Below are 11,642 nucleotides of genomic sequence, written 5' to 3' on the forward strand. Positions count from 1 at the left end.
CGCGTAGAGGAACGGCAGGTCGGACCGGCCGGCGCTCAGCCGACGCCCGGCATGGGGCGGGCCTGCGGCTTACTCGGCGCCTGCACCGGCTCCTGGTCGACGGTCCAGCTCTCGGTGTCCACCGAAACGACCTTCGGCTGGTCGCGGCGCTGATCCCGGCTACGGCCACTGAGCGCGGCGGGGCCACTGCCCGCGCCCGGGTCGACGAGCCGTGGGCCACCCCGGCGTACGGGCCGAGGGCCGCCACCCTGACCACCGCCGCCCCCGGCGCCCGGCGGCATGCCACCCATCATCGGCGGCATCATCGGCACCCCGTTGCTCCCCTCGCCGCCACCGCCGCCACCGGGGCCGATGCTGGCGGCGGAGACGGGGGTGACGGCTGCGGGGGGCAACGGGGTGACGTTCGCGGCGGGCAGGCTGGTCACCGGGTCACCGCCGATCCCGCCGCCGAGCCGCCCTCCACCGGTACGGCCGGGAAGTGAGACCCCGTTGCCGGGCAGCGGGGTGGCCGAAGGGGTGTCCACCGGCGACACACCAGGAAGAGTGGGCCGAGCACCGGGCAGGGTGGGTACTCCCGGTGTGATGCCGGGGAGGACGGGGAGGGTCGGAAGCCCCGGGGTGAGTCCCGGGTCGGCTCCCAACCCTGGCGCGTTTCCGAGTCCCGGCAGGTTGTCCAAGCCTGGCAGGTCGTTCAGCCCCGGCAGCCCACCGGGCCCCGCCGCGTTGCCAGGCCCCGGCAGGCTCGGGGTCGGCACGTCAGGACGGTTGTTGGGGTTCGCGCCGTCCGGCCTCTTGTTCGGGTCGTCCTGGTTGGTCGGCTTCTTGTCGTCCTTCGGCGGATCCTGGTCCGGCAGGATGAGCGGCCCGAGCCCCGTGTCGGGTCCCTTCGGGGTCGCGTTCGGCCCGGGGCCCGGGCCGCCTCCCGGACCGCCACCGGGCCCACCTCCCGGCCCGCCGACAGGCCCCGGACCCGGCCCGGGAGCCGCCAGGTCCGTCGTGCCCGGCATCCACAGCCCTGCGTACGGTCCCGGCAGGTGCCACGACGACCTCGCCTCGAACGTGTCGGTCAGATCCGTAGCGACCGTCCGCATGGTCTTGGTGTAGTTATCCCTCACCTGCGCTACATATGCGTTGTAATCATTAATGTTGCTGAAGTACTTATCGTAGTTTCTTGTCGCCAAGTCGACGTAGCCTCGATATTCGCCATAGACCGTCTGCGCGTTCTGTTTGGCCTCCGCGAGCTTGTCGGCGCTGTACACCACGGTCAGCGCCAGCCTGACCAGGTTCTCCGACCAGGAATTCAACGACCGGTACGTCTCGGTAGCGAGCGTGGCGTAGCGTTTGGCGGCCTTGCCGTCCCACCTGTCGGGGCTCACCACGTCGTCGACCCTCTGGTCGAGGATGCCGGAGTGGGTTCTGAGCGTCGTGGCGAGTTCGGCAATTCCGCTCGCCACCCGCCGCAGCGGCTCCGGTTGGGGAGAGGTGAGCATCAGATACATGGATTCGATGTCGACCCCCATCCAGTTTGATCTGACGAGTTTCCCCCGGGGCTCGAAGGAGCTGTTTTTCGCCAACGCTTGGACGCCGCTGCTGGAGAGCCCCTCTTTCGTGTAGTCCGGATCCTTCTCGTCCATCGAGATGTCGGTGATGCCCATTTTGCTCAGCAGGTCGACGTCGAGCTTCCTGAGCTGGTTCTGGGACCATCCGTCCTGGGAAGCATAGGAGTCCGCCGCGAAATCGACAGCTCGGCGGTAGGCTTCGAGGGCAGACCGCACGACAAACAAATATCCAACGATTCCATTTTCCGGCCCGCCCAGCCAGGTCTTCAGCGAGTCGACGAAGTGACCCACTTCGGAAATCGGGTGTGCTCCCGTCACCGTGTTCAAGACGGTGAACTTTGCACCGCCCATGGAACCGAGTATGTCGTCCGTTTCCTCGATGAACTCGGTAGCTGCCCGGCCGATGGTGGCGGCGACATGACGCATGTCCGCTATCTGCGCCTTCAACGAGACGGGGTCAGCCATGGGTGCCGCCTTCCTGGGGTGCGGGGTTGGCAGGCCGACTGTCTTCCACCACGCGAGCAAGGGCCGGCACGGTCGGGGCGGGAAGCGCAGGGGGTGCCGCCTTCGCATCCTCACGCCGGCTGGGACGTGACCGCAGCACGCCGGGTCGATCGTCCGGACGGCTAGCCACCGAGGTCTGCGCACTGGCCGCGCGCCCGGAGAGGTTGCCCTCGGCGGAAGTCGCGGTGCGGTTCCGGTATGCCGATGGGCGTTGTGGTCCCGCCGGCTCCGGCACCGGCCTGCCCAGGAGGCCGGGCATCATCGGCATGAACGCCTCGTTCTCCCGTGCCGTGGGTAGTTGCGGCGTCCGCGCGCCGAGGGTGGGCTCCCGGACGTCGGGGCTGTCCGGGGCGAGGTGGTGTACCGGCGGGTTCCGATCGGGTGAACGGCCGAGCGCCGGCACCCCCCGCCCGGATCCGGGACCGCCGATGCCTCCCGGTCCCACGCCGCTCAGGCCGGGCCGCAGCACGCCGCCCGGCCCGAGCAGGCCGCCGGGCGTCGTGCCGGCGGGAAGACCGCTTGGCATCGGCGGCACCCGGGGAGCGCGGAGCGCGGGCGGCAGGACGGTCTGACCGGGCGTGCCCGGCCCGGTGAACGCGCCCGGCGGAAGCATGCCCGGCGGCTGCCCGCCGGGAACGCTGCCCGGCCCGGCGGACCCGGCGGGACCCGGACCGGGCTGGGGACCGGGCTGGGGACCGGCTTCCGTCGGCCCCGGGTCGGGCCCGAAGCCGGGGGGTAGCGCCGGCCCGGCTGCGGGCGACATCAGCGTGGCGGGACCGTCCACCAGCGGTGCGCCAGCGGCACCCGGGGCGAGACCGAGCAATCCACGGTACGGGGCGGCCGGCCGCCATCCGTCCACGATGGCGGCCAGCGTCGTGCTGAGCCGCGTGGCGACGGCTCTGGCCGCCTCGGTCGCGGCCCGCTCGGCGCCGGCGATCTGTGCCTGGACACCCGCCTGCCCGAGCGGGGAGATGGCGACCGCCAGATCGAGCCGCAGGTTGCCCAGTTGACCCTCACGTTGCGACACGATCGCGCGTAGCTCGCGCTGGGCGTCGAGGATCACCCGCCGGGCGTCGTCGTAGTCGGCGGCCCGGTTGGCGGCGCTGTCGCGCCAGGCTCTGGCCGAGGCGACCGTCAGGTTGACGTTGCGGCGGAACTCCCGCCCGCCCTGGCCGTACCAGTGCAGGGGGTCGGCCTGGGCCTTCAGCGTCACCCCGGCCGCTCCGATCGACTCGGCGATGACCTGCCACTGCGTCGCGAGCGCGTCGGCGACCTCCGGTCGCACCCCGAGCACCAGGGTGGCGATCTGGTCGGCGTCGAGCGCCGCCCAGTTGGTGCGCTGCACGCCGGGCAGGTCGTAGCCGTATGCGACCGGCCCGGTGACCGGGCCGGCGGGTGCTGAGGTGCCATCGTCGTAGGACGGGCCGGGAAGGTCGCCCGTAGCCAGGGCGTCCTCGATCCGGTCGAGCTGCTGGGTGGAGCGCCCCTCCATCCTCGTGTACCACCGGTGGGCGAGGTCCGCGCCGCGGGCGGTGCTGGCGAGACCGTCGGCGAACTCTTCCGCGAACGCGCGCAGCGCGTCGAGATCGGTGTCGGCCACGCGGGCGAACCAGCGCATCTCGCGGAAGCCCGCCGGCTGCCCGAGCAGCGCGGTGGTGTCGGCGATGCCACCGAGCTGTCGTCGCGCGTCGTCGGCGAAGGCCGCACCGGTGCCGGCGGCGGTGTCGGCGAACGTCCGCAGCCCGGCGAGCTCGGCCTGGAGCAGATCACCATCGCCCACGACTCATGAGCGTACTGATGGCCACCCTGCCCCGGCTACCCCGCGCCGTCACACCTGACTGTCCAACCAGGCCAGTTGGACCAGCCGGACGCCCTCCTTGCGCGTCACCAGCCAGCCCCGTCCCGGCGGCAGGGCGCTCGGGCGTACGTTGCCGAGCAGCGGTCCCTCGTTGCGGTCGCCCGACATGACCAGCCCTGGCGCGTTGAGGTCGCGCAGCCGACTGAGGATCGGGTCGTACATGGCCCGGGAGGCGCCACCGCTGCGGCGGGCGATCACGAGGTGCAGCCCCACCTCGCGGGACTGCGGTATCAGGCTGTGCAGCGCCATCAGCGGGTTGCCGTCCCCGGCGACCAGGTCGTAGTCGTCGACGAGGACGTACAGCTCGGCACCCGTCCACCAGCTGCGCGCGCGCAGCTGGTCGGGGCGTACGTCCGAGTCGGGCAGCCGTTCGCGCAGGGCGACGGCCGCCTCCTTGAGCAGCGCCAGTCCCTGTTCGGCGGTGGTGGCGTAGTCGATGAGGTGCTGCTCGGGCAGCGCGCCGAGCAGGCTGCGCCGGTAGTCGATGGCGATGATGCGGGCCTGTTCGGGTGTGTGCCGGTCCGCGACGCTGGCCGCCAGCATGCGCAGGAACGACGACTTGCCGCACTCGGTGTCGCCGAAGACGACGACGTGCGGGTCCGCGTCGGGGTCGAGGTGGACGGGGCCGAGATCGGCCTCGGCGAGACCGATCGGCAGACCTGGCCGGTCGCTCATGCCGGCCACCGCGGCGTAGGTGACCTCTGTGGGCAGCAGGCGCACCGGCGGCGCCGTCCGGCCCGGCCAGGCGGCGCGTACGGCCGCGGCCGCCTCGCTGACGGCGTTGTCGGCGGAGGCGGTCGAGTTGAGCTGCGGCCGGCTGGACAGGAACTGGTACGCGTCGGGGGTGATGCCCCGCCCCGGGGCCTGGACGGGCACGTTCGCCGCCGCCCGCCGTCCGATGGTGGAGTCGGACGGATCGCCCAGGCGCAGCTCCAGCCGGCTGCCGAAGGCGTCCCGGATGGCGGGTCGCAGGTCGAACCACCGGCTGCCGGCGACCACGAGGTGGACTCCGTAGGCGAGGCCCCGGTTGGCCACGTCGATGACGCTCGCCTCCAGGTCCTCGAACTCGTTGCGCAGCGTCAGCATGCCGTCGATCACCAGCATGACGTCGGCGCGCCAGGCCGGTCCGAACTCGCCTTCCGCCGCCCGCCGGCGGAAGGCGGCGATCGAGTCGACGCGGTGGTCGAGGAAGAGCTGCTCCCGTTCGGCGATCAGGTGGGTCACCTCCGCGACGACGCGCCGCACCAGGTCGGACTCGCGGCGGGTCGCGACGGCCGACACGTGTGGCAGCTCGGTGAGGGCGGTGAGGCCACCGCCGCCGAAGTCGAGGCAGGCGAACTGCACCTGCTCCGGGGTGTGGGTGAGCGCGAGACCCAGCACCAGGGTGCGCAGCAGGGTGCTCTTCCCGGACTGCGGCGCGCCGATGACGGCGACGTGCCCGGCCGAGCCTGCCAGCGGCAGCCGCAGCGGGTCCCGCCGCTGGTCGAAGGGGCGGTCGACGACACCGACCACCGCGTCGAGCGTGCCCCGCAGTGCGGCGTCCGCCGTGGTCAGGCCCAGCTCGGGGTCGGTGACCAGGCCGCCGAGCGTGTCCTCGATGGTGTCCGACTCGCTGAGCGGGGGCAGCCACACCTGGTGGGCGGGCACCCCCTGACCGACGAGGCGTTCGGTGATGAGGTCGAGCAGCGTATCGCCGGTCGCCTCGTCGGCGGGTTCCTCGGCCTCCTCCCCCAGTTCCGCGTCGGTGACGGCCTGGGCGACCGGGCCGGCCACGTAGCCGGACGTGAACACGGAGACGGGGAAGTCCTCCACCTGCGTGGGGGCGGCGGTCGCCCGCCGGTACACGCCGGAGACGTACGCGGCGCGGAAGCGCTGCAACGACTCGCTGCCGTACTTGAGGAAGCCGTGTCCCGGGGCACGTGGAAGCTCGTAGGCGTCGGTGACGCCGAGCACCGCCCGGCTCTCCATCGGGGAGAACGTGCGCAGACCGATGCGGTACGACAGGTGGGTGTCCAGGCCGCGCAGCCGGCCCTCCTCCAGGCGCTGGCTGGCCAGCAGCAGGTGCACCCCGAGTGAACGGCCGACCCGCCCGATCTGCACGAACATGTCGATGAAGTCGGGCTTGACGGAGAGCAGTTCGCTGAACTCGTCGCAGATGATCAGCAGGCTGGGCACCGGGTCGAGTGGCGCACCGGCGGCGCGCGCCCGCTCGTAGTCCCGCAGCGACGCGTAGTTGCCGGCGCGGCGCAGCAGCTCCTGGCGGCGTACCAGCTCGCCGTTGATCGCGTCCGCCATCCGGTCGACCAGTGGCAGCTCGTCGGCGAGGTTGGTGATGACCGCGCTGGTGTGGGGCAGCCTGTCCAGCTTGGTGAAGGTCGCGCCGCCCTTGAAGTCGACCAGGACGAAGTTGAGCGCCTCCGGCGAGTGGGTCACGGAGAGCGCCAGGACGAGGGTGCGCAGCAGCTCCGACTTGCCCGAGCCGGTCGCGCCCACGAGCAGGCCGTGCGGGCCCATGCCGTCCTGGGCCGCTTCCTTCAGGTCCAGCTCGAGGCGCTCCCCGTCCGGCATGACACCGATGGGTACGCGGAGCCGCTGCCGGTTCGGTCGCGGCTGCCAGGTGCGCGACAGGTCGATCTGCTCCGGCTCGTCGAGCTCCAGCAGGTCGGTGAGTTCGTGGGTGTAGTTCATGGCCTGCTCGCCCGTCCCGGCCTGGGCGAGCCGCAGCGGGGCTAGCTGCTGGGCCAGACTCTCCGCCAGCACCAGCGGCATCTCGTCTCCCCGGCCCAGCACCTGGCTGCTGCCGTGGGTGGTCGCGGTCATGGTGCCGTCCTCGCCCATGTCGAGCACGAGGCAGGTGCGGTCCGGGTGGCGTGGCGGTTCACCACAGACGTGTACGACCGTGACGCCCTCGAGGCCCGTGTCGGTGGCGAGGTGGTCGGAGCCGGCGGTCTCCGCTCCGTCGATGACGGCGAGCAGATGCGGCCCCTCGAAGCTGACCTCGCTGGCCGACGGGTTGAACCGCGGCCGGGCCACCAGCAGTTCCTCGACCATCGCCTCGAGGCCCACCACCGAGGTGTTGATCAGGCGCAGCGGGCCCAGCGCGTCGGTCTGCGACGGGTGGGCCGCGTGCGGGAGCCACTTGCACCACTCCCACAGGTAGCGCCGGTCCTCGGCCGAGCAGACCGCGACCATCATGTCGTTCGGGGCGTGACCGAAGGCCGCCTGCGCCATCATGGCCCGGGCCACCGAGCGGGCCCTGTCCGGGTCGCCGCAGAGGTGGATGGTGGCGAACCCGTCGAGCGCCACCACCACCGGCAGGTCCTCCACCTGCCGGTAGGTCGTCAGGAACCGACGTAGCGCGCCCGCGCTGACCGGCTCGGCCTTCTCGACCGGCACGAACGGCGGCGCCACCAGCGGCGCGGTCAACTCGCGCGGGCCCAACCCGATGCGGATCTGACCGAAGTCCGAGTCGGCGGGGAGCCGCTCCCACAGCCGGCTGGTGTCCACCATCGACCAGAGCATGCCCGGGGCGACGTGCCGGTAGTACTCGGCCGTGCGTTGGACCCGGACGGCGTTGCGGACGGTACGTCGTACCCCGGCCAGTTCGAACAGGTAGCTGCGGCGCAGCTGGTTCATCTGCGCCTTGCCGCCGCCGGACGACCGGGTCAGCTGGGTGCCGACCATGCCGAGCATCGCGATCCCGAGCAGCCCTCCGGTGATGATGCGCAGCAGTCCGCCCGAGTTTCCGGCGAAGAGGAGCATCATCGCGGCGGCTCCGGCCACCATCGGCAGGATCATGATCAGACGCCCGGCGAGGCCGCCCTCGGGATCGGGAATCTCCGCGGGCGGCTCCAGCACGATGTCGCCGGCCGGGAAGGGCGGAGCTGCACGTCGGGCCCGTCGTCTGCGGATGATCGTCGCCACCGACACATAGTAGTGACGGCGATCACGATCTTGTCTACTGTGGATCCGACAAGGGAGGCTGACGAGTGCAGCAGCAGACGGGACTGGCGCGAATCGTCGTCATCGCACCGAACCGCCGCATGGAAGTAACCGTTCCGGAGCACGTCGCGCTCGCCAGGATCATGCCCACCTTGCTGCGGCACGCCGGGCCGGCACTCGGTGAGGACGGTGTCGAGCGGGGCGGCTGGGTCCTCCGTCGGATCGACGGCCAGCGGCTGGACAACGCCCATTCGTTGGCCATGCAGAACGTACTTGACGGCGAGACGCTCGTCCTCTCCCCCCATGACGCGACCTGGCCCGAACCGGCGTTCGACGACGTCGCGGAGGCCATCGCGGACGAGGCCACCGGCCTCGGGGCGCAGTGGAGCGCGCAGTCGACCCGGTGGGCGGGGCGCGCGGTCGCCACGGCGGTGCTCGCGGCGGGCGCCGTGCTGCTGCTCACCGGCCCGGCCTCGTGGCAGGCCGGCGCGCTGACCCTCGCCGGGGCGGCGACGCTGCTGCTCACGGCGATCTTCGCCGACCGCGTCGCGCGCGACCACGCCACCGCCCAGCTCACCGGGGCCGCCGCCCTGCTCTACGCGGCGGTCGGGGCCCTGCTGACGGGCACGGAGGGCGAGGCCGTCCAGCTGCGCCCGTGGCCGGTCGCCGGTGCCGCCGCCGCCCTGCTGCTCGTCTCACTCGCCGGTCAACTGCTGCTCCCGTCAGTGCCGTTCGTGACCGGAGCCGCCCTCGCGAGCGGCCTGGGCGGGATCGCCGTGCTGGCGGCGACCGGGCTCACCACCGTGGAGGGCGCCGCCGCGGTCGTCGGCGGGCTGGTCGTGATCGGGCTCTTCGCGCTGCCGCGCCTGGCCATGTCGATCGGGGGCGTTCCGGCGCCGGCGGTCCCCTCCATCACCGGTGCGGCCGAGGGCCCGCCTCCTGCGGCCGGTGAGCTGAAGGCGGCGGTGCGCCGGGCCGACAGCCTCCTGACCGGCCTGCTGTTCGGCACCATGGTGGCCACGGGCGTCAGCCTCGTACTCCTGACCCGCGCGCACACCGTCGGCGGCCTGCTGCTGGTGGGCGCGATGACGGTGGCCTGCGCGCTGCGGGCGCGCGCGTTCGCGGCCGTGCGGCACCGCGCCCCGCTGATCGGCGTCGCGATCGTCGGGGCGCTCGGCCTGGCCTGGTACGCGTGGACCGGCCCGACGCGTACGCCGATGGCGGCGGCCGCGCTCGTGGCCGGACTGATCGGGGTCGCGCTGGTGTCGCTGGCGCTCGGGCTGCGGTTGTCCCGGCGACCGGCGCCGCCCCGGCTGGGTCGACTCGCCGACATCATGTCGATGGTGCTCACCGCAGCGGTGCCCGTGCTGGTGGCGCTCGTGCTCGGGCTGTTCGGCTACTTCCGCGGCCTGGGAGGCTGACGGGGATGCTCAGCCGTCGAGATCTCATCCAGTCGCAGCAGTACCTGATGCTGCGGCAGGTACGGGCGTTGCTCGCCCACAAACCGGATCCGCTGGACTGGGCCGGGCGGCACGGCGGGGCGACCGCCTTCGCCGGCATCATGATCCTGGTCATCGCGTTGGCCGGCACGGCGGTGGTCGGCCTCATCTTCCCGGGTGGCAAGACCACCTGGCAGCGTTGCGACACCGTCATCGTCGAACGCGACACCGGCGCGACGTACGTGTGCGATGCGACCTCGAAGACGCTCTATCCGGTGGCGAACTTCAGCTCCGCCGCACTGATCATGGGTGGCAACAGGTCGGCCCGGGTCGCCGGCGCGTCGCTGACCTGGTCCAGGGGGGCTTTGCTCGGCCTCCCCGGCGCGCCGGACGAGCTCGTACCGGCCAAGAAGTACCTGACCGGGGCGTGGAACCTGTGTTCCATGCCGCGTACGGACGCCGCCGGCCAGAGCGGCCCGGCCACCGTCATCCTGGCCGGAGCGCAGCCCGTCGCCGCCACACCGGTCGGTGAGCAGGCGGTGCTGCTCGCCGGCCCCGACGGCACCCGTTACCTGCTGTGGTCGGGCCACCGGTTCCCGATAACCGAGCCCGGGTACGTTCTGCCGGCCCTGGGCTTGTCGGCGCAGGACGGGGTGCCGGTCAACGACGCGTGGCTGGCGCCGATTCCGCTGGGAGCGCGGCTCGGTCCCGTCGACGTTCCCGGGCGGGGCTCCCGACTGGCCAGGTTCCCGCACGCCAGGGTCGGTCAGCTGGTCCGCCTGTCCGGCGCGGAACGCGCGGAGCGGATCTACCTCGTACGCCGCGAGGGCCTGCAGGAGCTGACCGCGTTGCAGCAGGCCCTGGTGCGGGGCGCCGCCGGTGCGCAGTCGGTGACGGTGACGCCCGCCGAACTCGCCGGTGCGCCCATCGTGTCGCGGATGACGCTGCCCGGCTTCGCCCCGCCGGAGCAGGTTCCCGCCTTCGTCCGACCGCGGGCGGGCCTGCTGTGCGCCGGGATGCTCGGCGACGCGATCACCGTCACCGTCGACGGAGAGCTGCCGACGAAGGCGGCCGGTGCCGTCGCTCGACGTGCCGCCGGTGACGGCGCTCCGCTTGCTGACGCCGTGCTCGTGGCACCGGGCCACGCGGTGCTCGCCCGCAGCATGGCGAGTCCCGGTGCGTCTGGCGGGCCGCTGGTGCTCGTCACCGATCTCGGCGTGCGGCACGCGTGCGCCAGCGGGGACGTGCCGGCCATGCTGGGCTTTTCCGGCACACCGGTGCCGCTGCCGGCGGCCCTGCTCGCCCGGGTGCAGGAGGGCGTGGCGCTCGACCCCGCCCGGGCCCGGTTGGCCACGCCGCTGCGGCCCCGCTGATCAGCCGTCGCCTTTCGGCAGGGCCACGTTTCGTGGTCGTGAATGGATACTGTCGGAATGCCGATCGGCCCGCTATTGTCCTCTGTGGTAAGACGCTCGGGCGACGGCAGCACAGTTTCTCCACCGCGATAATGGAATCCGGCCGTGATGGCACCAGAGTTCGCGCGTGTGGCATCCGCCACCGCTGTGGTCGCCTCAGGCCTATCAGACGGAGGATTGGGATGGCCCCATCTCAGCACGAGACCGCCGGCCTCGATGAGGCGGCGCGTGATATCGGGTCGACCACGGCCAACTTGGTCGCTATTCAGGCGCAGCTCAAGAACTCCCTGGCCCCCATCCTGGACGGGTCTGGGTGGAAGGGCTCCGCGCAGCAGGTGTTCGGCCAGCTCTACCCGCAGTACGAGGCGCAGCTGATGAAGCTCTACGAGTCGCTGGAGGACCTCGGTAAGCGGGTTCAGGGCTCCAGCGGCACCTACCAGGAGGCGGAGGACAGCGCCGCCCAACACGTGGCAGCGGTGGATCTCGGCGCCGGCAAGGTCGGCGCCGCTCTGACGACGACGAGGCAGGTCTGACATGGCGGGGATCGTCCGGTACGAGTTCGACACGATCGACGACTGCGCCCGAGCGATGATCAACGCTATCGGTCAGGTGCGCAACGAGCTCGACGGGTTGCGGAGAAGGCTCGACGGCAGTCTCGCCGACTGGGACGGTACCGGTCTCGCCGCCTACCAGGAGACCAAGACCATCTGGGACGGCGCCGAGGTGAAGATGAGCGAGATCGCCCAGGAGATCGCGATCAGGGTTCAGCGGGCCAACGCCAACATGCGGGAAACCGAGGACGGCGTCTCGAAGAACTTCCAGAACGCTTCGATCCGGGCATAGGCGAAACCTGGTTCGTCAAACGGACCTTGTCGCGTTCGCGCCGGCTGAAGCCGGCGCGAACGCGAATCCGGCCAGAGCGGGTCGC

Annotated in this window: 7 protein-coding genes; 4 read left to right on the top strand and 3 right to left on the bottom strand. The window is 72.0% G+C overall.

The window, feature by feature from the left end; genetic code table 11:
- Positions 1-35 precede the first annotated feature (35 nt).
- Genes ACGFIR_RS14295 through eccCa form a run of 3 tightly spaced genes read right to left on the bottom strand, consistent with a single transcriptional unit; the run spans position 36 to position 7,845 of the window.
- On the bottom strand, positions 36-2,024 hold the full coding sequence (locus ACGFIR_RS14295; RefSeq protein ID WP_393002977.1) for a hypothetical protein: 1,989 nt from the start codon (positions 2,022-2,024) through the stop codon (positions 36-38).
- Positions 2,017-3,843, bottom strand: a complete 1,827-nt coding sequence (locus tag ACGFIR_RS14300; RefSeq protein WP_393145199.1) for a hypothetical protein — start codon at positions 3,841-3,843, stop codon at positions 2,017-2,019. Before ACGFIR_RS14300 ends, ACGFIR_RS14295 begins: the two co-directional genes overlap by 8 nt.
- Before the next feature lie 48 nt (positions 3,844-3,891).
- Positions 3,892-7,845 carry a type VII secretion protein EccCa gene (gene eccCa, locus ACGFIR_RS14305; RefSeq protein ID WP_393145201.1) on the bottom strand — a complete coding sequence of 1,318 codons (3,954 nt, stop codon included), beginning with the start codon at positions 7,843-7,845 and terminating at the stop codon, positions 3,892-3,894.
- Positions 7,846-7,910: 65 nt separating this feature from the next.
- Between eccCa and eccD the strand changes: the two genes are divergently transcribed.
- The 4 genes from eccD to ACGFIR_RS14325 all read left to right on the top strand — a co-directional run bounded on the left by eccD (position 7,911) and on the right by ACGFIR_RS14325 (position 11,557).
- Positions 7,911-9,284, top strand: a complete 1,374-nt coding sequence (gene eccD / locus ACGFIR_RS14310) for a type VII secretion integral membrane protein EccD (RefSeq protein WP_393145203.1) — start codon at positions 7,911-7,913, stop codon at positions 9,282-9,284.
- Between the two features lie 5 nt (positions 9,285-9,289).
- A complete protein-coding gene (gene eccB / locus ACGFIR_RS14315; RefSeq protein ID WP_393145205.1) occupies positions 9,290-10,675 on the top strand; it encodes a type VII secretion protein EccB in 1,386 nt (461 codons plus the stop codon).
- A gap of 221 nt (positions 10,676-10,896) precedes the next feature.
- Positions 10,897-11,247 carry a WXG100 family type VII secretion target gene (locus ACGFIR_RS14320; protein ID WP_393002987.1) on the top strand — a complete coding sequence of 117 codons (351 nt, stop codon included), beginning with the start codon at positions 10,897-10,899 and terminating at the stop codon, positions 11,245-11,247.
- 1 nt (position 11,248) lies between these two features.
- Positions 11,249-11,557 carry a WXG100 family type VII secretion target gene (locus ACGFIR_RS14325; protein ID WP_393002989.1) on the top strand — a complete coding sequence of 103 codons (309 nt, stop codon included), beginning with the start codon at positions 11,249-11,251 and terminating at the stop codon, positions 11,555-11,557.
- The last annotated feature ends 85 nt before the right edge of the window (positions 11,558-11,642 follow it).

Origin of the sequence: Micromonospora sp. NPDC049051 (assembly GCF_043197575.1) — a bacterium.
GTDB lineage: Bacteria > Actinomycetota > Actinomycetes > Mycobacteriales > Micromonosporaceae > Micromonospora.

Coding starts and splice junctions, on each gene's coding strand:
- ACGFIR_RS14295 (WP_393002977.1), bottom strand. CDS start 2,024: ATGGCTGACCCCGTCTCGTTGAAGGCGCAGATAGCGGACATGCGTCAT.
- eccB (WP_393145205.1), top strand. CDS start 9,290: ATGCTCAGCCGTCGAGATCTCATCCAGTCGCAGCAGTACCTGATGCTG.
- ACGFIR_RS14325 (WP_393002989.1), top strand. CDS start 11,249: ATGGCGGGGATCGTCCGGTACGAGTTCGACACGATCGACGACTGCGCC.
- ACGFIR_RS14320 (WP_393002987.1), top strand. CDS start 10,897: ATGGCCCCATCTCAGCACGAGACCGCCGGCCTCGATGAGGCGGCGCGT.